Raw genomic sequence first — 19,754 nt, 5'->3', positions numbered from 1 at the left:
CTTGGTTGTTGAAGGTCTCAGTGGAGCAGCCAGCCGTCGTCGACGTGGACGGACCGCCCCTCAACGAACGAGGCGGAGAGGCCCGCAAGAAGCGCCACCAGGGCCACGACGTCCTCGGGCCGGCCCCGGCGCGGGACGCACCGGCGCTTGATCTGGCCCTCCTGCCGCGCACGGCGCCGGGCGGGGAGGGCGTTCTCTGCCTCGACCTGGATGGCTCCGGGCAGGACCGTGTCGACGCAGATCCCGTACGGGCCCCCCGGATCGAGGGGCGGGCGCTTCCCGAATGCCTGATACCGGTGAGTCCGATCAGCCGACAGTCTGGCGAACCGTTGTCAGGAGCCCAGAGAATCAGCGCCTAGACCTCGAGGTAGGCGACGACGACCACCGTCTTCAGGGCGGTGACGAAGTACAGCAGGCGGACCCGCTCGACCTCATCGGCGTACTGCAGGAGCTGAGGACCGCCGGTGCCGCCGGGGATCGGCTCGCCGATCTCGGGGTCGACGGAGACAACGACCAGGGCGCGGTCCAGAGCGTGGAGCTCGGCCTCGTCGGTGAGCGCTTCGAGCTGCTTGGCGGCGGCGTCAGAGAACGCGATCCGGGCCCGCCGCCGCTCGCGGGGCGGCATCAGGCGACTGCCGGGCGCTGGGCAGCGAGGCGAGCCAGATGCCTCTCCCGAAGCTCCTCCCACGGTGTGCACTCGTCGACCGCAGGCAGTCCGTTGGTGGCGAGGTCCTCGAGAACCGAGGCGAACTGGTCGGCACTCTCGCGGGTCCGGGCCGCGTACGCCCGTACGGCGTCGGCCGCCGTCGGGTCCAGCTGCTGTCGGACAGTGTCGCCGGAAGCCGGCTGCTCGCTCATCGATGCCTCCGTGAAGGAGCGGGACGGGACGTTGCTCCCCACGGTATCGCCGGGGCCACGGCGCCGGAGCCGGTCCGGCCGAACCTGCCCCTCTCCTGGGGCGACGCGCGCCAGTGAGGCCGGGAGTCCTCTGGGAGCAGGGGCCGGCCGATGCCGAGTGTCATCCTCCCGCGGGGGCGACAGCTTCCGCGAACGCCTGGCCGACCAGGGCCCAGCCCCGCGTACGCAGGGAGCAGCGGAGCGGGTTCGACGGCCCTGGGCATCCGCAGGAACCTTCCCCGCCTACACGGACAGCAGACGAAGCAAGCAGCGGAGAAGGCCGTCCACTTAGCCGCCACCCGAACCGACCGAGGCAGAACCGCCTGAGGTCCAGCGGGAGTTGGGCTGAGGTCGATCACGCGTGCTGCGCTCGGTGCGCAGCACCACCACGACCCCAGCCGGACCGAGCAGAGCCTTCAACGCCTCGGCGAGCCGCTGCGGGTCGCCGCCGAACGGGAGTGCGAGCCGCTCCCGGGCGCCCTGTAGGGCGAGTTCCAGCGCGAGCGTGGAGACGGCAGGCTTGGAGTCCCCCTGGTACGGCTCCACCACCTTGTGCGTCAGCCGCACCTCGCGCAGGGCCTCGATGGGCAGCCAGGCGTCCGGCCCGGCGGCCCGGACCAACCGCAGGGACACGGGCACCCCGGTCGGCGCGAACTCCACCCGCAGGATGTCCCGGGCCCGGGACAAGGCCAGCACCGGCCAGCCGATCAGGTACTCCAACCCGACGATGACCCCCACCACCACGAACACGGTCGACGCCCGCGCCCCGGCCAACACCATCCAGAAGGCGACGATCAGGGTGGGCACGCCCAAGGCGAGCGGCGTCAACAGCGCCGGCCCCGCGGAGGTCAGCACGTTCCACACCGGCCCGGTCGGGCGGGCGCGCAGGATCAGATCCGTCGAGTCGGGGCCTTGTCTCAGCACGGGATCGGTGGCCATGCCTCCAGCGTAGGACCGGTCCGCAAGAGCGCCTCGACCATATCCAGCCAACGGGACACGACTTCTGACGGCCCGTAACCCCCAGCCTGCGTGCGCGGCAGGCCCCCAGGCACCGTCGACCGGTGCATCAACCGCCTGTGGCAATGGCCTACGGGCGCGGAACCGCAACAGCCACCGGACCGAAACTCCCCTGGGGCCATCCCCGCGCGCATGGCGAGCATTGGTGGCGGCCGGCTCCCGCGCGAGTCCCCTGAGTCGTCATCCCCACGCGGGCGGGATGGTTCGATCCTCATGATGATCCACCATGCATACAAGCCCTGGATCCCGCGCGAGCGGGGTGATCAGAGCTTCTCTGCAGCGGGTCTGCGCCACTTTCACACTTGCCCGCGCGCCCGCGCGCCCGCGGGGACCGCGGCCGCCCCTCATGTTCCCGCGCCCACCGAAAGGTGGCCCTGCCGTGCGCCACGACCCGCCTGCGGTCAGGCCCTTGCGACGGTGAACAGCACCGGGGTACGGATGCCGGACTGCGCGGCGGAGTCCGCCACGTTCGCGGCGAACCAGCCGACCGCGTCAGAGGGCCACTCCGCCAACTCTCCGGAGAGCGTCATTCCGTGCAGGGGCGGACCGTTCCGGAAGCGGTCGTCGAACGGCGGCAGCGGAAAGCCGTCTGGACGAACCGCGTCGCCACCGCCGGGATCGACGGGGCGAGGCCGCCGTCGATGCGGACCTTCACCGATACCCGCGCCCGCGGGTCGCACTCGCCGAACCAGTCCGGCGTCCGCATGGACGGCACCATCGCGTACGGCGGGCGAGCCGAGGCGTCGATGCCCTGCACCGGGAGAAGAACCTGGACCGCGGCCAGACGCACTGGAACCACGAGATCAGGTTCGGCCCCGGAGACCCCAGAGCCCCTGGAGCTGCAAGGGGGTCACTCCAGCCCGCGTCGTTCATGGCCCACAACCTCGGCGCGACCAAACGGGTGCGGGGAGCCGTGGCCCACCGGGCTGTCACGCCGTGATCGCCCCGGACCTTCCCGCGCGTACGGGAACAGTCCGCAGCAGCCACCAACTGAGCCTCGGGGACGGGGCCGTCCCCACGAACGCACGGGGAGCGACACACGCTGATGATGCCGGGCAGGTTCTGGCCGGGGCCATCCCCACGCGTGGAGGAAGCAGACGCCCGCGACCAGGCCGGAGACATCGGTACCGGGACAACCCCCCACAGGTGCGGGAAACAGAATCGGAAGGCCGCCCCCGAGGGCGACTCTCACGGGACCATTCCATCGGGCGCAAGAAGGCAGTGCCAGGACAGCTCGGCGCTCATCAACCAGCAGAGACCTCCCCGCCGGGTGGGGAGCAGCCGGTCGTCACCGGCATCGAACGCGGGGAACCAGTGGGCGTGACGTGGTTGCTCTTCGACCGGTGTCACAGGCGTCGGGGATGATCGTGCCATGCTGCGAGCGAGAGACGAGCACGGTCGTCAGGTGAGGAACCCGGGGCCTACGGCCTTGAGCCGGATGGTGGCGAACCTCGGCCGGGGCAACGCCTTCGTCATCGTCGAGCGCGTCGACGAAGACGTGGCCGGCGACTGGTACGCGCAGGTGTGGCTGAGAGACGACAACACCTACCAGCTGGAGTTCCGTGACGGGACGGCGGCAGAGCACTACCAGACCCGGACCGTCTCCCAGGACAAGGTGATCACCGCACTCCACGGCTGGGCAAAGAGACGACCGGACTGGAAGAACGCCTTCATGTGGAACAACGTCGGCGCCCAGCTCGAAAACACCGACTGACCCCGCCCCACCTCCTCGGTCTCGGGAAGCAGGCGTCGTGAGCCTCATGGTGAATGCCCGTCGGCATGGTGAGTACGGTGCCGAGCACCCCTGCCGACAAGCAGCCCGGCGCAGCACGACGAGGGCCCTTGCCAGCGTCATGCCGAACGACCGAGAGCGCGCACGATCAACCCAGGCTCCTTCCCCGCAGGCACGGGGAACAGGCTTCCTGACCAGCAGTTCTACCCGACGGCACCTCTTCCCAAGCAATTCACCAGAACAGACAGACCCCCACACTCGTGGTGAGCACCGTGGTGAGCCGCCCACGGCCACCCTGCTCCGCTCACCACGACCACGACCACGACCAGGAGCAGGAGCGGGGGGAGGAGCAGGGGCAGGGGGTAGGCCCACAGCGACCCAAGCGACTCAAGAACCGAAACAACTCCGCATCCGCCGGGACGGTAGGTTGACCAGCTGAAACACGCGTCTATGGGGTGGGGACATGGTGTGGTGGAAGGCCGGCAGAGACAACACGCGCGCCCTGAGGGGTATCGCAGGCCTCATCGTGATCGCCGCTACGGCGGCCTGCTCCGCGAGCCAGCCGCCAGCGGAAACGGCCACCTACCGCGAAGGCAGGCAGGCGGGATTCGAGCTCCGCGAGACAGGCACCTGGCCGGACATCTCCCGGACCAAGGCCGAAGCACTGTGCGAACGCTCCTACGTGGTGACCCTGGGCCTGACGGGCACGGAAGCCGAGGAATTCACCGACGGCTGCGCGACGGAACTCATCGCAGACTGACCTGCCGGCCACCGAGCAGCCCCGAACATAACGGCGACCGGGACCCAAGAAGCTTTGTCTCGACGGTACAGGCTGGCAGGAGTGCTCCTGATCAGGCGAGATTCTTGGTGAAGAACTCGTCGAGCTTGTCGAAGGCGCCGTCCCCGCGCGAGCGGAGAGCAGCAGAAGCCGAGGGTCTGCCGTCCGTCTTTCGAGGGACCACCCCCGCGGGCTCGGGCGATGGAGTTGAGGGTGGCAGACATGCAAGACCGTCCCCGCGAGTGTGGGCAGCAGCGGGTCGACTCGATGGCCGACGCCTCGGCCGTCTCGATCGGGGCCCGGAACCGTGGTGCTCGATGATCGAGAGGTCGGCGGCCACGGGCTCGCCCATCTCCGCGCGGTTGGCGTCCACGACGCACTGGATCACTGGCGGTCGCCCTCGGCGGCCAGCAGCTGCCGCCGTCTTGCTCCTCGAGGGAACCCCGGCCGTGTTGCGGGTCTGAGGAACATTGGTGTCAGATCGTGCGCTAGACCGGGCCCGCCATCCGGATGAGAGGATCCGGCCGTGACCATCGAACGCCCCTCTCCGCCCACCGTTGCCAATGAGCGCGAGATGCTCCGCGCCCACCTGGAATTCCACCGGCAGACCCTTCAACTGAAGTGTGCCGACCTGTCCGACGACCAGCTCCGCACACGCTCCATGCCACCCTCCACTCTCACCCTGCTGAGCCTGGTCCGGCATATGGCCGAAGTGGAACGGTCCTGGTTCCGCCGAGTGGTCGATGGGCAGGACATTCCGCTGGTGTGGTCCGAAGACTTCAACTTCCAGACGGCCTACGAGGCCGGCGACGCGAGCGTGCCTGCGGCATTCGCCGCCTGGCAGGCCGAGGTCGAGCATGCCCGGCGCATCGAGAAAGAGGCCGACTCCCTGGAACTCGTCGTCCACGACCGTCGTCGCGGCCTCGACGTCTCCCTCCGCTGGGTGATGCTTCACATGATCCACGAATACGCCCGACACAACGGACACGCCGATTTCCTCCGCGAGGGAATCGACGGCACCACCGGCGTCTGAATGGGCGGAGCACGCGGGACCACTCGAAGACGCGTCCCCGCCTGAGATGACCCGTGGTCCTGGCCGCAGGCCGACAAGTACGAGATGGACTACGTGGTCCCGCCAGGCCCCGATCCCTTCGCGATCGCTGTCTGGCCTCCGCCGCCGGCAGCGGGACACCGACTGCTGGCCACGCTGACGAGCTGCAGGACGCGGTCGGGTGCGGTCGGACTGCGTGCCACCCCCGTGAGAATGCGTTGCCGGGCCTCAGCTGTGACCGTCGGTAGCTCCATGAAGCCAGACACTATCGGCGGCAGATGCTGCTGTCCGAGGTGAGCCCACGACAGATAAGCGCCCTCCGCAAACCCATCCACCAGACACAACCACGATCGAACCTCCCACCCGCCCCCACTCACCACAACCCCCACCCGAGCAGGGAGCGAGCAGCACCGCCCCGCAGGCGCCGGAAGCAGACGCCGGTCCGGTCGGTACCGGATACCAGGAGGGCCGTCCATCCACACGGGCACGGGGAGCAGATCTTCTGTCAGGTGATCTTCGGTACCACCGCGGGACCATCCCGTCGCATACGGGGAGCAGACTTCCTGAGCTGCAGCTCTCCACGCTGCCGGCCTACTCCGACGCGACTTTCGCTGAAGCAGATAATCCACCCACCGCCCCTCCCCCAGGCGCTGAACAGCGACCCCAGCGACCGAGACCCGAACAACCTCACACGTACCGGGAGGTGGGCGGTGGCGGTGTCGGCCTTGTCGGGCGGGCCCGCGACGCGACTGGCGGAATGGGCACGGCATCCCGCCGATCGAGACCGCCCCGGACCGGGAGACGATCCCCTGGCCCGGCCGTCGCGGCCGACGGGCCAAACGCAAGGACGCGAGTGCGGTCCTGGACCGGATGCTTGTCCGGGCCCGTGCGGCCGCCGCGTTATCGGGTCTCCCAGTAGGCCTGGTCCTGTCGGCTGCGGAGCGTGTTCGGATGGTTGGGGCCGAGGACGCGGGCGCAGTCCTGGCTCAGGGCGTTGTAGAGGGCGCGTGCGGCCGTCACGTCACCAGCTTCCCCTGTCCAGTAGGCGTGGTCGTAGCGGCTGGAGAGAGTGTCGGGGTGGTCGGGCCCGAAGACACGGGCAAGGTCCTGCATCAGGCCCTTGTAGAGGGCTCGTGCGGCCGTCGCGTCACGGGCTGCCCCTGTCCAGTTGGCATGCTCGTGTCGGCTGCGAAGCGTGCTCGGGTGGTTGGGGCCAAGGACACGGGCGCGGTCTTGGACCAGGACTCTGTACAGATTCCGCGCAGCCGCCGCGTCACCGGCTTTCCCTGTCCAGTAGGCGTGGTTGTGGCGGGTGGAAAGGGACTCGGGATGGTCGGGTTCCAGGACGCGGGCGCGGTCTTGGACCAGGGTCTTGTACAGGTCCCGTGCGGCCGGCGCGTCACCGGCCGATCCCGTCCAGTAGGCGTGGTCGTGCCGGCTGCGGAGCGTGCTCGGGTCGCTGGGGCCGAGGACGCGGGTGCGGTCTTGGACCAGGGCTTTGTACAGGTCCCGTGCGGCCGGCGCGTCACCGGCCCTTCCTGTCCAGTAGGCGTGGCTGGTGCGGGCGGCAAGGGTGTCGGCGTGGTCGGGCCCCAGAACGTGGATGGCGACTTCTACAGCCGCATTGGCCAGGTGCCGTGCTTTGCCAGGGTCGTCTTCGAAGGCTACGGCTGCCTGCTCCAGAAGCTCTTGTACGAATGCGGGCTCTTTGGACTGTTTCTGTTCGGGGACTACCGGCGGAAGGGGACTGGCCTCATGCCTGGCCGGACGAGAGAAGACAGCAACGAGGTCGGTGCGGACGTGCAGAGCGGTGGCCGGACGTGCCTGCGGGTCCTTCTCCAGCAGGGACATCACGAGTGATTCGAGCTCACGCGATATCTCAGGGCGGATCGCACGCGGAGGCACGGGGCGTTGCTCCGTGTGCTGACGCATCAGAGCGATCGGACTGCCGGTGAAGGGAGGAGCGCCGACCAGCATCTCGTACAGGACGCATCCGAAGGCGTAGAGATCGCAGCGGGTGTCGACCGGGCCCTCGCGCCATTGTTCGGGGGCCATGTAACGCGGCGTTCCGAAGAGCCGGCCCGTCCCGGTCAGACCGATGGTCGAGTCATTCGAGCGGGAGATGCCGAAGTCGCAGATCTTTACCCGCCCGCGGTGGAGGAAGATGTTCTCCGGCTTCAGATCACGGTGCACGACGCCTTCGTCGTGGGCGGCCGCCAGGCCGGCCGCCACCTCCATTCCCAGGCGGAGCGCGTCTTCCACCGGCAACCCATCGGGATGCTCGGCGAGCAGGGCAGCCAGGTCGCGGCCCTCGAGCAGCTCCATCACGATGAACAGCCGTCCGTCATCGCTGCCGATGTCGTAGACCGTTGTGATCCTGGGATGACGGAGCCGGGCCCCAATGGTCGCTTCTCTGCGGAAACGGCTCACCAACTCCGTGCCGGCGTCCTCGTTCCGCAGGACCTTCACGGCCACAGCACGCTGCAGCTCTTCGTCGACGGCCCCCCACACCACCCCCATGCCGCCTCCGCCGAGCCGCTCGACCAGCTTGTAGCGTCCGGTCAGACGGTCTCCTGCCTTCACAACGCCCCCACGTGATTACGGCGAATCCGGAACTACATTCTGCCCACGCAGGCTGCGGAACGCTTGCGTCCTGCGCGGATGCGGCGATCTTCTGCGGGCGATCAGGGAGTCCGGTGTCGAGGTCGCCGCGCCGTGGATGGTCGTTGAGGAGCTCGCCGGCCAGCAGGACGCGAAGTACCCGAAGCAACACGACGCGGCCGCTCAGGCCATCGGCTCGCTCCGCAGGGTCGCGCCGTGGCAGATGGGACCCGTGTGGGAGGCGTGCGCGCCGGAGGAAGTACGCCGACTTCGTCGGGACGAAACCCGCGAGCGAGGCCGCCCTCCCGGAAGCTATACGCCGCGAGGTAAGCGGCCTCCCGCCAGCCAAGACCGAGAAGCAGGGCAAGACGGGAGGACGGGACGCGGCCATCTGGCTGTCAGCCGTCGCATACGCGAGCAACAACCCCGAGGAATCAGCCTACTTCGTCAGCAGTCGCCCTGCGTATCAAGGCGGGGCCCCTCGATGCAGCTGAAGGCGCGAGGGCCGTCGAGACGGCTCACCACCACATGCGCGCATTGCCGGAGATCGAACGGCGCCTCCTGCTGAATCCCTGGGCGCGCGAGCTGCGTTCATGACTCTCATCTGACGCAGGTCTTGCGGGAGCCGCTGACGATGCCACGGCCGGCCGTTGCGTGGCGGCGGCAATGACTCCGACGAAGGTAGCCTCGTCTTCGGCGCCGACCGAATCGGCCCGTCGGCCGGGCGGAGAATCCGGCACCTGCCCGGCTCCGGACCGCCTCGCCCGGCCTTGCTCTCAGCCGGGTTAGTTGGCGTGAACACGCAGAGAGTCGGCATGATGAGGCCATGACGAATGGAGCGCCCAGCGGGACGGCGAACGGGCCAGTGGTGTGTCCTCGGTGCGGAACGGCCGGCACCGTGGCGGTCACCGACGCGACCGACGGCAGCGGGTGCATCCACTTCGCCGAGGGAACGGTGATCGCTCTCATGGCAGCGGCCGCGGGCAAATTTTACGCCGACGACCGGGGCTTGCCCTGGCTCACCGCGGTGGGGGCCGCCGTCGCGGTGCTCCTCTTCGTCGGAACCATCGCCGTCGTCCGCGGCGAGAGCAGGGATACACGGAGGGCGCGCGCCGCCGTGGACCGCGCCCTGGCGGCCGGTACCACCGCTACCCACTACTGCGCCACGTGCGGCGAGGCGTCCTCCGTCCAGGACGCCGGAAACGCGTGACCATCTCACGGCGAGACCGACACCGGACAATCAGGTGGCGCAGGTGCCGGTCCAGCACTGCAGCAGGTCTTGGAGGGTGTCGAAGACCTGATAGTGAGTCAGGTCTGCGTGGGCACTTCTGTCGAGGCGCTGAAGGGTGAGAATGCCTGGGCGGCGGTGACGAGGGTGACGTGGTGGTGCCACACCTGCACGAGGACGACACCGAGACTGTTGGTCCTGAGCCGCCCGGTGGAACGGGTGGACGTCAAGGACCCCAAGTCCGACCTGGGTTCCCTCACCCACGCCCAGGCGCACGGCCGCAGCTTCCGCGCCTCCTGACCGGCAAATCCCCAGCAGAGCGCCTGCGAAGGGGCCTGCCCCGCCCAGGAGTGCCATGCGGGTCAAGCCTGAGCACGGGGATCGACCCGGCGGATCATCGTGGTCCTCGGGCAGAGACAGCCGCTCCACCGGAACTCCACCCTCGCGCCACGACCGCCGCCGATCCTTGCCGGGGACCGGGCGGCGGTCTGCCTGCAGACCGGCGCAGGCCGGCGAGGTGACGGGACCGTCCCCGCGTGATCGGGTTACAGCTCGGCCTCCCGCCTGCTGGGGGGTGCGAGCGGGTCGTTGCCACGGGCGGGGGGGCGGACTTCCCGTCCCGCGGTTGAGTCAGAGCCCGGGGGCGGACGGCGCTTCGGCACGGGTTCGGGAGCGGTGAGCCCGCGGTGGTGCGCCGGCGTGTTCGCGGGATTCGGCAGCACCTCCCGAACCCGATAATCCTCAACGCCACGCTCGGCTGCTCCTGGGCCGACCCGATCTCCGCCCTCGTCATCGCCGCCATCGCGGTCAAGGAAGGCCGCGACGCCCGGCAGTGCAATGGCTGCTGCGCCCCCGCCGCCACCTCCATGCCGTCCACGGACACAGAGGCGGACGCGTGCGGCTGCCGCCCTGGCTGCGACGGCTGCTGACCGCACCACCCGCCACGAGAGGGCACTGGCCAGCGGACGTCAGCCGGTGCCGCCGGCTGCCGAACCTGACGGACAGGCGCTGATGTGACTGTGGGGCGTGCCCCCGGCTGACGGAGTGTGACAACCGTGCATCCCCGAGAAGAGCGATCAGGCCGTGAACGGCGTACGCCAGGGTCGGGCAGGAGGACGCCCACCCGGCTTCGGCAAGGAACGGTACAAGAAGCGCAACACCATGGAACGGTCGATCAACAAGCTCGAAAACCACCGAGCCGTGTCCATGCGGTACGACAAGCGCGCACACGTCTGCCTGGGCACCGTCACCAACGCAGCAACCATCATCTGGCTCCGGACATGATCGGCGGGACAGAACCTCGCCTAGGAACGGTGTAGGAGGCTTCGCGGACGGAGCGAAGGACCTGTCCCCGCGCCGACGGATGCGCCACCGATCAGTTCTGGCTCATGGTTCCGACGAGCCGGAAGTGCACGCAGACGATGTCCGTGGTGTCCTCGACGGCCTGTCCGACGCTCTTCCAGTACTCGAGATGGACGTCGCGCCAGTGGGCGAGGCTCGTGTAGCCCTCCCCCTCTGCCTGTGCGAACTCCCACGTCACCGAGGCGAACGGAACGATGTCGACCGAGGTCACCTCCACCTCCGCGATCCCGGCCTCGTCGCTGTCGATGAGCACCAGTCGCTCGCCGGGGACCTCGGGCTCTTCGCCCTCGGCACGGTAGTCCCTCTCCAGGACCCCCGCCGTCGCCGTCTTGGCGCCGGACAGCACCAGGGAGTTGAGCCATGCGCGCAGCTCCCCCACGGTCCCCAGGTCCAGAGTGCGCAGACCGTTGATACGTGGCCACATGGCCTTGCTTGCTCCATCCCTGTGATGTGACGCCGTTCGTGCGCAGCGCGGGGGGGCTCGGGCTGTTTTCGCGATGCGGAATGACTCTCTCGCCGGAGAAAGGACCGGCCAGCCGGAAACCGCAAAGCGGAGACTGCGCGTAGTGCCCCCTCCTTGCCGGACTCTAAGCCGGATCAGTCATCGCAGCCACTGTTTTCTCCCTGGTCATGGGAGTGGCGTACGACCGCACGCGTAGAACGTGGCGCGATCATCACGCGGGGCGGACGCAGCCACAGGGGCATGGTGTTGTGGCGGGATCTGGTCGGGGCCGCCAGCCGGCCCAGCAGGGGCGTGAGAAGGGGCCGTGGCTTTGTTCAGGGTCAGGGTGGATGCGGAGGTGCCACGGTGTTCTCCCCTGCGCAGTGGCCGCGGTCCCATCCGCCGGTAGCCGCGGATGGGCACCGGACGACACGGGCGCGGCCGGGACGGGCAGAACTGACGCCGGCGTGCCCGCACGCTCAACCCGTGGGGTCCCAGAGTCCCCCGGCCTCGCCGCGCGCAAGGTGTTCGGCGTAGACGCCGACTTTCCAGGCGATGACCGCGCGGGACTCCTCCAGCGCCCGGATCTGTGCCTCCACGCGTCGCTGATGGAGGTCGAGGATCTGAAGTCGCTCCGCCTCGTTGCCCGGGCCGTGCCGCACGAGGTCGGCGAACCGTTTGAGGTCCGCCAGCGGCATGCCGGATTCGCGCAGCCTGACGCAGATCAGCAGCCAGTCGATGTCGGCCGTGGTGTAGCGCCGACGGCCGCCCGCGGTGCGCCGTACCGGTCCGACCAGCAGGCCCTCGCGCTCATAGAAGCGCAAGGCGTGCACGCTGAGTCCGGTCCGCTCGGCCGCCTCACCGATGCCCAGAAGTTCCGCGGACGTGTCGACAGTCGCCATGCCGCCCACCATAGGACTTGATCTAGACCTCGCTCCAGCTCCTAGCGTCGTCCGCATGACCAACCGTCACCAGCAGCCGCTCGGCTCGCCCTTCTCCGCCTCCAGCACCGCCGAGGACGTCATGGCCGGCCTTGACCTCACCGGCGCCACCGCCGTCGTGACCGGGGGCTCCTCCGGACTCGGCCTCGAAACCACCCGAAGCCTGGCGGCCGCCGGGGCCCAGGTCATCGTCCCGGCACGCCGCCCCGATCTCGCGCGCGCCGCCCTCGCGGACGTGGAGGGGTGCGACGTCGTCCCCATGGACCTGGCGGACCCCACCAGCGTGCGCTCCGCCACCGCACAGATCCTCGACTCCGTCGACAGACTCGAACTCCTGATGGCCGTCGCCGGCGTCATGGCAACCCCTGAGCGGCGCGTCGGCCCCGGCTGGGAGAGCCAGCTCGCCGTCAACCACTTCGGACACTTCACGCTCGCCTGCGAGCTCTACCCGCTCCTTGCCGCCGGCGGCGCGCGCGTCGTCGTCAACAGCTCAGCCGGACACGCCCTGACCGACATCCGCTGGCACGACCCGCACTTCCGTACCGGCTACGACAAGTGGCTGGCCTACGGCCAGGCCAAGACCGCCAACGCCCTGTTCGCCGTAGCACTCGACACCCTCGGGAAGAGCGACGGCGTCCGGGCGTACGCGCTCCACCCGGGCAAGATCATCACCGGCCTCCAGCGAGAGATGACCCTCCAGGAACAGATCGACCGCGGCTGGATCGACGAGCACGGCACCGTGACCGGCACCGGCTTCAGAACACCCTCCCAGGGCGCCGCCACCGGCCTGTGGGGCGCCACCTCCCCACTGCTCGAAGACCGCGGCGGCCTCTACCTCGAGGACTGCGACATCGCGCGCGTCTCCGCCCCCGCCACACCCATGGACTACGGCGGCGTCCGCCCATACGCCATCGACCCCGACGCGGCCGCACGGCTGTGGGAACTGTCCATCACAGCCACCGGCGCCACCCCGATCAGGCCATGACCTCGCACTCCACACCCCTGGAACCCCTCTTCCCGATCTTGCAAGAGAGCCGACGACACACAACACGACATCGCATACCCCGGCTTCACGGAAATCTTGCCAGGGCCACTTCGACGAGTACGTCGACACCATCCCCGCGCGCGCACGGGGATGCGCCCATGTTGCCGGTGGCGCCGCCGACCCAGTGGCCACCCCCCGCGGCGGGGAGCAGCCGGGTGTTCCGAGCGAGGCGATCGAGGTGACGGGGCCATCCCCGCGTGGGCGGGGAGCAGTCCGAAGCGCCGTACTTCGTCCGTCAGCCCAGGGGGCCATCCCCGCACAAACAGGGAACAGGGCATCGACGTTGGACCTGCGCGTCATGGCCAAGTCGTTCCGCTGGGGGCCATCCCCGCTCGGGCTCGGGGAGTGGTGCCTGACTCCCTCCAGGATCTCGTAGGCCAGGGGCCCCACTCGTCTGGCCGTCCGAGCCGCACACCGATCCACCGTCCAGACAGGGACGGGGAATTACGTGAAGCCGAAGGTGCGCTCCTCGGACCCGCGGGGAGGTGGTACTGGAGTGCCCCAGTAGCACTGGATGACGCCTCAACAACTGCAGAGGACGACCACGCATGGGCTCAACTGGAAGGCCTGGGAACTAGGGCACACACTGGAAGTGCAACAGGTAGACGGCCAGCCCGTCCACTCACCGAGCGGGGCGACCCTTTCGACGCGAAGATCAACTGCTTCGGTGCGGCGCTCGTCGGAGCGTCCCATCACGAAGGTGCGATCTCGTGCGCGGTGCACCACGGCGGGAAGTATCAGCAGCGCCGGCCTGACAAGGGCGTGACGACCCAGGGGTTGCTGCCCAGGGTCAGCACCCGAGACGCTGAGACGATGCCGCTGCTGCCGCCCGAGGAAGGAATCGGCGATAACCCACCCCTTACGGCCCCTACGTCGCTGGAGTTCTGGGGACGAAGCCTCGGCAGAAGCCGGCAAAGCTGGCAGGTGAAAATCCCGCGTACGCAGTTCGACACAGGACTGAACCTGAAACGGACTCACCCGAATCCGAGTGTGGATCGGATACCAGTTTCTCCACGGTTGACCGCCCGCGGCACGATCGGCGAGATGACCGGGGGCGACTGCCTGGAGGTCTCGACGGCGATCGGTGGGCAGGACGCTACGCGCCAACAAGGGCATGGGTATGAGTTTCTATCAGCTGAGAAACGTGAGATTGGAGATACGCAATGACAGAGATCGATTCGGCTGTGGCGGCTGCAGTGGACTCGAGCGTGACCCGCACTACGATCCTGGCAACGATATTCAACAAATCAAGTCGTACCATCGCCACGGGCGGCACAGTGCGGCTTACGGCAGCTCCCTTTGGGACCGGAAATGCCGCTGATGGGCATTACAGCTCGATCGCGCCAGGGGGACAAGAGACGCAGATTATCAATTGGGATTTGGAACAAGACGAAAGCGGACACACCCCATACCCGACGGCCGCCCACTACTTCCTTTCAGCGGAAGGGGGCGGAGGCTGCCGAGGCGGAACCGGTCAAAATCCAGATGGAATGACTGGCGTCCGATTCTCCATATTCGACTCCGACTGGTCATAACTGCGACGCCGATCCTGGATAGAGGGGCACCGGCTCTGCGAAACAGGCGAATAACATCACCCACTCACCAGAGCCGATGCGCCCTTCGACCTAGCATCACCGGGCCGACGCCAAAGGGCCTAGGGTAAATTGCGGTTGCATCCGGAGTTAGCGAGGAGATCATGTCTACTTCGTCATTCTAAATGTCGAGCTTCACTCCTGTTGACGATACGATTGTCAATCAAAACTCAACATCTGTATCGTTCTCATTCTCTAGCGCATTCAAAACGCATATCAGCGTGGAAATATGGTCCGAGGGTGACCAAGGCGCAACCTACGCCGATAAGCAAGAAACAAATACGAACGGTGCCGATGATGCGGGCTTGTCGTTTGCCGTGCCCGCCGGCGTTAACCTGCACTACAAGATTACGGTCAGCGGCGACCCCAGCTCCAATAATACTGTCCATGTCCACATCGAATGGTAAACCGTGAGCATTTCACGCGCCATCCCGGCCCCGCCAAGTCTTGATCAAATTCCGTAAGTGTCTGGGTTGTTGGTGGGCTTGCGGCGGCGGTGGACCGCGCAGGGTGATGCTCGCGGCTGAACCGGGCGCGAGGGTCGACGGTACGGCCTCTGTGCTCCCGAGGCTGCCCCGAAGTGACAAGGAGCTCTCAGGAGCCGGGGCTGTGATCAGTCACCTCGTGGCGCCGTCGCCGGCGGTCGTCATGGTGTCGTCGGGGCTGTTGGTTGCTTCGGGGGCGTAGCCGCAGAATTCCGGGGTGCACTCGGCCTTGTGGCCCCGGCCCCAGAGGTAGGAGTCGCGTTCGGTGGATCGGGCGCGGTGAGCAAGGCGACGCTGTTGCCGCCGGGGCAGGGTCGAGGGCAGCGCCGTGAAGGTCTCCGGGAGAACGGCGACCATGCCGCTCGCCTGCTCTCCGTCGCGCATCCACAGCAGTGCGGTGCATTGCCACCAGCCGATCTCGCCATCGCTGACCGGGGTGCCGGGCCAGTAGTACGAGGCTGGGTTCGGCAGCAGGTAGTGAACGCCGTCGGGATCCAGGTGAGCTCGGAGCCACGGTCCTCCTCCGCCCAGGCCGAGCCGGAGCCGTCGTGCCTCGTCGTACAGTGCGCAGAGCGTTTCGGTGTCGAGGGGCTTGAGGACGTTCGCCGCTGCGGGCAGCGGCTGGCGTCCGGCGGGGGTCCTGACGGGCCAACGTCCGAGCAGGAGTCCGGCCCGCTGCCACGGTGTCATCGGTGACGGGCCCTTGCGGCGCGCCGGCAGGGGCGGGGGCGGTGTCCAGGTTCGTCCCGCTTGTTCGATGTGGCGCAGGATCCACGCCTGCCCCTTCGGGCCGGCGGTGTGCCAGACCCGGTCATCGGCCGAGCGGCCATCGCCTGTTCCCGGCTCCCAGGGCCCGCGCCCAGGCGGGACGGCGTGGCGGGACGCGGGCGTGCGACGCCAGGCAGGTTGTGGGCCAGGTTGGCCAGGAACCTGATGCGTACGAGTGTCTCTTCGGGGCTGTCTCCCGACTCGTGCAGCGTGCTCCCGGCCAGATGACGGATCTCGATGAAGGCCCTGGCCGCCAGGAGCGCGGCTATGTCCCGGTCGAGCTCGGACTCGCGGCGCCTCATGCCGCACCTCCTGTCCGGCCTTGCCCGGCGCGATCGAGGACGCGGTATATGGTTGCGCGGCCTACGGAGAACACCTCCATCAGTTCGGCGATCGTGTAGTCGCCGGTGGCGTGCATGCAGACGAGTTCGGCCTGCTGGCGCGCTGACAGCTTGGGCCGGCGGCCCTTGAGTTTGCCGCGGGCGCGGGCGACGGCCATGCCCTCGCGCGTGCGCGTCTTCAGTAGGTCGGCCTCGAACTCTGCGAAGACGGTCAGCATGTTGAAGACCATCTTCGACATGGGGTCGGCCGGGTCGTAGACGCCGCCGACCAGAGAGAGGCGGACACCGCGGGCGACCAGGGTGTCGCCGATGTCGCGGACGTCGGGAACGGAGCGGGCGAGTCGATCGAGTCTGGGCACGACCAGGGTGTCGCCGGGGCGGACGGCGGCCGGCGCCTGGTCGAGTCCGGGCCGGGCGCGGCTGGTGCCTGTGAGTCCCTTGTCGAGGTGGATCCGGTCGTCGGGGACGCCGAGCACGGTGAGGGTCTCGCGTTGGGCGGTGGGGTCTTGTTCGACGGTCGAGCATCTGGCGTAGCCGATGAGTTCTCCCACTGGGCGAGCGTACCGTTGGCGCCCCCTCCACCGGACAATTTCGCGGACCGCCTATGCGAGACGGCGTATGCGCGGGTCCGAGCGGTTCGGGAAGGGCGGTTCTGGTCGTCCTGGTGAGGGATCCCCTGTCGGACACCATCGACGGCCTCGGTCAGTACCCTGACGCGGTGACAACCGACACCGTCTTCTTGAGAGCCGTGAGCGGCACCGCCGACCCGCCCCTGCTCCCGCTGCCAGATCGTGTCGCAGCCCTTCTGTCCGTGCTGGGCGGTCCCCCTCGGCTAGCGGCCCACCTACGTGCCGTCCACGACGTCGCGCATCAGCTGGTCCTCTGGGTAGAGGAGCACTGTCCCTCCGTGGTGATCGACCGGGAGGCGGCGCTGTTCGGGGCCGCGACGCACGACATAGGCAAGACGGTGCACCTGGCCGAACTCTCCGGGCCCGGGTCGGCGCATGAGGAGACCGGGCGGGCCCTGCTGCTCGAACGCGGCGTCAGCACAGAGCTCGCCCGCTTCGCCGCGACCCACGCGTCGTGGACGCGATCGGACGTCGTTCTGGAGGACCTCCTGGTGAGCCTCGCCGACAAGATCTGGAAGAACCAGCGCGTTCCCGACCTGGAGGACCTCGTCGTGGCCAAGTTGGCCTCGGCCACCGGTCGGCCGGCGTGGGAGGAGTTCCTCGCGCTCGACGAGGTCCTCTCCCGCATCGGCGACGAGGCCGACAAACGCCTGGCGTTCCAGGCGTCCTTCCCGATCCACACCTGATGAGTTCGCCGCCGCCCTGGCTGCCGCCGGCGGCCGCCACGGGTGCCTGCCCGGAGCGGAACGCTCCGACCGCCCGAGCCCGGAACCGGGCATCACCTTCCGGCCGGTGCCGCCTCGTCCTGCGCGCGGCGCCGGGCGGGCACGGTCGCGGCTGGGGCGGTCGGGTCCAGCTGAAGGCGGCTGTTCATGTCCAGCTCGAACCGGCCGTAGGGAGAGGCTGGGCCGCTCCCCCTTCGCCCTGCCAAACCTGCCGGCGGCCTGCGGCCCCTGCGTGACATGGACGCAGTCGACGAGGAGTGAGAGCGGTTCAGGCGACCGACGCGGCCGAGTGCAGGGCGTACTCCGGCTGGCCGGTGTCGCTGGGGGCCGGGCTGTGGCGGGTGGGGCCGTTCCTGTGACACCCGGCGGGCAGGAGAGTGACGCACAGCAGACCTGTGCCGGCGATGATGAGGCTGGGAGCAGGTGTCGGGGCGGCGGCCAACGGGGCAGGGTCTGGGTGACGCGCCACAGCTTCGAGGCAGGCCGCCCTCCTCGAAGGCGTGCGTCTCTCCCAGCTGCCAGCCGTCGGCGAGAGCGTCGACCAGGTCGCGGGGGGGTGCACCGCGAAGCCTCCGTGCTCCCAGACGTCGCCGCGTGCCCGGTGCCCGGTGCCCGGTGCCCGCGCCGTAGGAGGCGTCGCCGGTGCGCCGGACGGTGCAGACGAAGGTCCCGCCGGGTCGCAGTACGCGTCGGACCTCGCCGACCAGGTTGTGGAGCTCCTGGGTCGACAGCGCCATCCACAGCAGCATGTGCGCGAAGACCGCGTCCACCGAGGCGTCCGGCAGCGGCAGCGGCTCCCGGACGTCGTGCACCGTGGTCGTCACCCGCTCCTCGACCCGCCCGGCGCAGGCGGCGGCCCGCCGCTGATCCAGGCCGGCCGGGCTGAAGGCGGTGGCGTGGACGGTGAAGCCCTCGCGGGCGAAGTACAGGGCGTCGCGGCCGTGCCCGACCCCGAGCTCCGGCACGACTTCCGCACGGCACTGCGCGGGTGGTCCGTGCGGTTGGTGGGAGGGGTCAGAGTGCCGCTGCTTGCGGCTGGGCGGCTGCGACCCCGGCGCCGCGGCGGTCGGCCACCAGGAGCAGGACGAGGCCGAGCGCGACCCAGGCCGCGAGGGTCAGGAGCGGGGCCTGGGCTCCGGTTCCGTCGAAGTAGGCGTTGGCGCGCAGGAGGCTGCCCGACGCGCCGGGCGGCAGGAGCTGGCCGAAGGTCGCCCAGCCGGAGGGCAGCCAGTAGGGGCCGGTGGCGAGGCCGGACAAGGGGTTGCCGAGAAGCATCATCACCGCGGCTCCGGCGCCGAGTCCGGCGAAGCCCAGCAGGGCCTCCAGTCCGATGAAGGTCGTGGACAGGGCAGCCATGCCCAGGCTCAGTCCGAGTGCGGTGACCCAGTAGTCGCCGGTCAGCGACCCGGTGCCGTACTGGAGGAACGCGGTGACGGCGGCCCCGGCGAGGAGGGAGAAGAGCACGACGCCGGTGAGGCGTGTGCGCAGGCCCGCGGGGCCGGGGAAGAGCCGGGTGAGGGCGATGGCGGGGATCATGCCGCCGAAGACCAGGGGCAGACCGGCCGCGCCGAAGCCGGCTCCACGGGGGTCGTCGTCCGGGTAGGGCGCGAGTTCGTGGACGGTGGGCCGAACCTGCTGCTGGGCCGCGGCGGCGTTTCCGAGGGCGGTCAGTGCGTTGGAGGCCATCGGGGCTCCGGCGGTGGCCGTGTAGATGTCGATCTTCCCAGGGGAGATGACCACGCCTCCGGGTATCTCCCTCTCCTCGACAGCGGCGGTGAGGGCCTTCGCGTCGTCGTAGACGGTGACGTCCCACTCGGGTCCGTCGAGGCTGTTCCTCAGCCCCTCGGTGGCGGCCTGCGGTCCGGCCACGCCGACCGGGACCTCGTGCGGGCCGCCGTTGACGCTGGGCAGGGCGAACGCGCACAGCATCAGGACGACGGCCGCTGTCAGCCCGAGGAGCACGGCCACCAGCTTCCGGGCCGCGCCTGGCTGTGAGCGGCTCACTTCTGCGGAAGGGCTGGGCTGCTGGGACATGGGCTGGTTCTCCTTCGGGGCGACCTGGCGGCACGCCACCCGGCGCGGGGCGATCGTCGGTGCGGTGTGCCGCGAATCCCTCGGCG

Annotated in this window: 23 protein-coding genes and 1 pseudogene; 11 read left to right on the top strand and 13 right to left on the bottom strand. The window is 69.1% G+C overall.

What is annotated here, in order from left to right; translation table 11 throughout:
- Nucleotides 1-17: 17 nt before the first annotated feature.
- The 6 genes from ABZ621_RS34155 to ABZ621_RS34130 form a co-directional block, all read right to left on the bottom strand.
- Nucleotides 18-242 carry an SDR family oxidoreductase gene (locus ABZ621_RS34155; RefSeq protein ID WP_360610583.1) on the bottom strand — a complete coding sequence of 75 codons (225 nt, stop codon included), beginning with the start codon at nucleotides 240-242 and terminating at the stop codon, nucleotides 18-20.
- A 113-nt stretch (nucleotides 243-355) separates the two neighbouring features.
- Nucleotides 356-625, bottom strand: coding sequence for a hypothetical protein (locus tag ABZ621_RS34150; RefSeq protein WP_360610548.1), 270 nt, complete (start codon nucleotides 623-625; stop codon nucleotides 356-358).
- Nucleotides 625-858, bottom strand: a complete 234-nt coding sequence (locus ABZ621_RS34145) for a hypothetical protein (protein ID WP_360610546.1) — start codon at nucleotides 856-858, stop codon at nucleotides 625-627. Before ABZ621_RS34145 ends, ABZ621_RS34150 begins: the two co-directional genes overlap by 1 nt.
- 327 nt (nucleotides 859-1,185) lie before the next feature.
- Nucleotides 1,186-1,836, bottom strand: a complete 651-nt coding sequence (locus ABZ621_RS34140) for a hypothetical protein (RefSeq protein WP_360610544.1) — start codon at nucleotides 1,834-1,836, stop codon at nucleotides 1,186-1,188.
- A 479-nt stretch (nucleotides 1,837-2,315) separates the two neighbouring features.
- Nucleotides 2,316-2,444 (bottom strand): hypothetical protein, encoded by a 129-nt coding sequence (locus tag ABZ621_RS34135; protein WP_360610542.1) that lies wholly within the window; start codon nucleotides 2,442-2,444, stop codon nucleotides 2,316-2,318.
- Complete coding sequence (locus ABZ621_RS34130) at nucleotides 2,441-2,713, bottom strand: hypothetical protein (protein ID WP_360610540.1); 273 nt, start codon at nucleotides 2,711-2,713, stop codon at nucleotides 2,441-2,443. The genes ABZ621_RS34135 and ABZ621_RS34130 overlap by 4 nt, the downstream gene beginning before the upstream one ends.
- A gap of 573 nt (nucleotides 2,714-3,286) precedes the next feature.
- Between ABZ621_RS34130 and ABZ621_RS34125 the strand changes: the two genes are divergently transcribed.
- From ABZ621_RS34125 to ABZ621_RS34115, 3 genes are all read left to right on the top strand, one after another.
- A complete protein-coding gene (locus ABZ621_RS34125; protein WP_360610538.1) occupies nucleotides 3,287-3,628 on the top strand; it encodes a hypothetical protein in 342 nt (113 codons plus the stop codon).
- A 481-nt stretch (nucleotides 3,629-4,109) separates the two neighbouring features.
- Complete coding sequence (locus tag ABZ621_RS34120) at nucleotides 4,110-4,406, top strand: hypothetical protein (protein WP_360610536.1); 297 nt, start codon at nucleotides 4,110-4,112, stop codon at nucleotides 4,404-4,406.
- A gap of 544 nt (nucleotides 4,407-4,950) precedes the next feature.
- Nucleotides 4,951-5,457 carry a DinB family protein gene (locus tag ABZ621_RS34115; RefSeq protein ID WP_360610534.1) on the top strand — a complete coding sequence of 169 codons (507 nt, stop codon included), beginning with the start codon at nucleotides 4,951-4,953 and terminating at the stop codon, nucleotides 5,455-5,457.
- 918 nt (nucleotides 5,458-6,375) lie between these two features.
- On the opposite strand, the gene ABZ621_RS34110 is transcribed toward ABZ621_RS34115, so the two are convergent.
- Nucleotides 6,376-8,058 (bottom strand): serine/threonine-protein kinase, encoded by a 1,683-nt coding sequence (locus ABZ621_RS34110; RefSeq protein WP_360610532.1) that lies wholly within the window; start codon nucleotides 8,056-8,058, stop codon nucleotides 6,376-6,378.
- Between the two features lie 11 nt (nucleotides 8,059-8,069).
- On the opposite strand from ABZ621_RS34110, the gene ABZ621_RS34105 reads away from it, so the two are divergent.
- The 4 genes and pseudogenes from ABZ621_RS34105 to ABZ621_RS34090 all read left to right on the top strand — a co-directional run bounded on the left by ABZ621_RS34105 (nucleotide 8,070) and on the right by ABZ621_RS34090 (nucleotide 10,588).
- The gene (locus tag ABZ621_RS34105) at nucleotides 8,070-8,570 is read left to right on the top strand and encodes a PIN domain-containing protein (protein WP_360610530.1); all 501 of its coding nucleotides are present in this window, start codon (nucleotides 8,070-8,072) and stop codon (nucleotides 8,568-8,570) included.
- Between the two features lie 404 nt (nucleotides 8,571-8,974).
- On the top strand, nucleotides 8,975-9,286 hold the full coding sequence (locus ABZ621_RS34100; RefSeq protein WP_360610528.1) for a hypothetical protein: 312 nt from the start codon (nucleotides 8,975-8,977) through the stop codon (nucleotides 9,284-9,286).
- Nucleotides 9,287-10,038: 752 nt separating this feature from the next.
- Nucleotides 10,039-10,233 (top strand): annotated as a pseudogene (locus ABZ621_RS34095) (cation transporter); the annotation flags it as partial.
- A 154-nt stretch (nucleotides 10,234-10,387) separates the two neighbouring features.
- Complete coding sequence (locus ABZ621_RS34090) at nucleotides 10,388-10,588, top strand: hypothetical protein (protein WP_360610526.1); 201 nt, start codon at nucleotides 10,388-10,390, stop codon at nucleotides 10,586-10,588.
- Nucleotides 10,589-10,679: 91 nt separating this feature from the next.
- Here ABZ621_RS34090 and ABZ621_RS34085 read toward each other — a convergent pair whose 3' ends face one another.
- Both ABZ621_RS34085 and ABZ621_RS34080 read right to left on the bottom strand, forming a co-directional pair.
- Nucleotides 10,680-11,090 carry an ASCH domain-containing protein gene (locus tag ABZ621_RS34085; protein ID WP_360610524.1) on the bottom strand — a complete coding sequence of 137 codons (411 nt, stop codon included), beginning with the start codon at nucleotides 11,088-11,090 and terminating at the stop codon, nucleotides 10,680-10,682.
- Nucleotides 11,091-11,587: 497 nt separating this feature from the next.
- Nucleotides 11,588-12,010, bottom strand: coding sequence for a MerR family transcriptional regulator (locus ABZ621_RS34080; RefSeq protein WP_360610522.1), 423 nt, complete (start codon nucleotides 12,008-12,010; stop codon nucleotides 11,588-11,590).
- A gap of 55 nt (nucleotides 12,011-12,065) precedes the next feature.
- Between ABZ621_RS34080 and ABZ621_RS34075 the strand changes: the two genes are divergently transcribed.
- The 3 genes from ABZ621_RS34075 (at nucleotide 12,066) to ABZ621_RS34065 (ending at nucleotide 15,093) form a co-directional block, all read left to right on the top strand.
- A complete protein-coding gene (locus tag ABZ621_RS34075) occupies nucleotides 12,066-13,034 on the top strand; it encodes an SDR family NAD(P)-dependent oxidoreductase (RefSeq protein ID WP_360610520.1) in 969 nt (322 codons plus the stop codon).
- An 873-nt stretch (nucleotides 13,035-13,907) separates the two neighbouring features.
- Nucleotides 13,908-14,261: a hypothetical protein gene (locus ABZ621_RS34070; protein ID WP_360610518.1), complete on the top strand. Its 354-nt coding sequence runs from the start codon at nucleotides 13,908-13,910 to the stop codon at nucleotides 14,259-14,261.
- Nucleotides 14,262-14,811: 550 nt separating this feature from the next.
- Nucleotides 14,812-15,093: a hypothetical protein gene (locus tag ABZ621_RS34065; RefSeq protein WP_360610516.1), complete on the top strand. Its 282-nt coding sequence runs from the start codon at nucleotides 14,812-14,814 to the stop codon at nucleotides 15,091-15,093.
- Between the two features lie 210 nt (nucleotides 15,094-15,303).
- On the opposite strand, the gene ABZ621_RS34060 is transcribed toward ABZ621_RS34065, so the two are convergent.
- Nucleotides 15,304-15,861 (bottom strand): hypothetical protein, encoded by a 558-nt coding sequence (locus ABZ621_RS34060; RefSeq protein WP_360610514.1) that lies wholly within the window; start codon nucleotides 15,859-15,861, stop codon nucleotides 15,304-15,306.
- A 376-nt stretch (nucleotides 15,862-16,237) separates the two neighbouring features.
- Entirely contained in the window at nucleotides 16,238-16,831 is a 594-nt protein-coding gene (locus ABZ621_RS34055; RefSeq protein ID WP_360610512.1) for a recombinase family protein, read from the bottom strand.
- Nucleotides 16,832-17,019: 188 nt separating this feature from the next.
- Here ABZ621_RS34055 and ABZ621_RS34050 point away from each other — a divergent pair, with 188 nt between their 5' ends.
- Nucleotides 17,020-17,595, top strand: coding sequence for an HD domain-containing protein (locus ABZ621_RS34050; RefSeq protein ID WP_360610581.1), 576 nt, complete (start codon nucleotides 17,020-17,022; stop codon nucleotides 17,593-17,595).
- Between the two features lie 92 nt (nucleotides 17,596-17,687).
- Here the strand turns inward: ABZ621_RS34050 and ABZ621_RS34045 are convergent, their stop codons facing one another.
- Complete coding sequence (locus ABZ621_RS34045) at nucleotides 17,688-18,599, bottom strand: class I SAM-dependent methyltransferase (protein ID WP_360610510.1); 912 nt, start codon at nucleotides 18,597-18,599, stop codon at nucleotides 17,688-17,690.
- 49 nt (nucleotides 18,600-18,648) lie between these two features.
- Nucleotides 18,649-19,668 (bottom strand): hypothetical protein, encoded by a 1,020-nt coding sequence (locus ABZ621_RS34040; RefSeq protein ID WP_360610509.1) that lies wholly within the window; start codon nucleotides 19,666-19,668, stop codon nucleotides 18,649-18,651.
- Between the last annotated feature and the right edge of the window lie 86 nt (nucleotides 19,669-19,754).

Source organism: Streptomyces sp. NPDC007863 (assembly GCF_040633895.1).
Lineage (GTDB): Bacteria > Actinomycetota > Actinomycetes > Streptomycetales > Streptomycetaceae > Streptomyces.
Note: the sequence above shows the minus strand (reverse complement) of the source record. Positions and strands in the feature narration are given on the sequence as shown.

Bases quoted from the DNA above. Each gene is read 5' to 3' on its own strand.
- ABZ621_RS34060 (WP_360610514.1), bottom strand. From the start codon at position 15,861: ATGACACCGTGGCAGCGGGCCGGACTCCTGCTCGGACGTTGGCCCGTC.
- ABZ621_RS34075 (WP_360610520.1), top strand. From the start codon at position 12,066: ATGACCAACCGTCACCAGCAGCCGCTCGGCTCGCCCTTCTCCGCCTCC.
- ABZ621_RS34150 (WP_360610548.1), bottom strand. From the start codon at position 625: ATGCCGCCCCGCGAGCGGCGGCGGGCCCGGATCGCGTTCTCTGACGCC.
- ABZ621_RS34120 (WP_360610536.1), top strand. From the start codon at position 4,110: ATGGTGTGGTGGAAGGCCGGCAGAGACAACACGCGCGCCCTGAGGGGT.
- ABZ621_RS34070 (WP_360610518.1), top strand. From the start codon at position 13,908: ATGCCGCTGCTGCCGCCCGAGGAAGGAATCGGCGATAACCCACCCCTT.
- ABZ621_RS34145 (WP_360610546.1), bottom strand. From the start codon at position 858: ATGAGCGAGCAGCCGGCTTCCGGCGACACTGTCCGACAGCAGCTGGAC.
- ABZ621_RS34040 (WP_360610509.1), bottom strand. From the start codon at position 19,668: ATGTCCCAGCAGCCCAGCCCTTCCGCAGAAGTGAGCCGCTCACAGCCA.
- ABZ621_RS34125 (WP_360610538.1), top strand. From the start codon at position 3,287: ATGCTGCGAGCGAGAGACGAGCACGGTCGTCAGGTGAGGAACCCGGGG.
- ABZ621_RS34135 (WP_360610542.1), bottom strand. From the start codon at position 2,444: ATGACGCTCTCCGGAGAGTTGGCGGAGTGGCCCTCTGACGCGGTCGGC.
- ABZ621_RS34080 (WP_360610522.1), bottom strand. From the start codon at position 12,010: ATGGCGACTGTCGACACGTCCGCGGAACTTCTGGGCATCGGTGAGGCG.
- ABZ621_RS34085 (WP_360610524.1), bottom strand. From the start codon at position 11,090: ATGTGGCCACGTATCAACGGTCTGCGCACTCTGGACCTGGGGACCGTG.
- ABZ621_RS34065 (WP_360610516.1), top strand. From the start codon at position 14,812: ATGTCGAGCTTCACTCCTGTTGACGATACGATTGTCAATCAAAACTCA.
- ABZ621_RS34140 (WP_360610544.1), bottom strand. From the start codon at position 1,836: ATGGCCACCGATCCCGTGCTGAGACAAGGCCCCGACTCGACGGATCTG.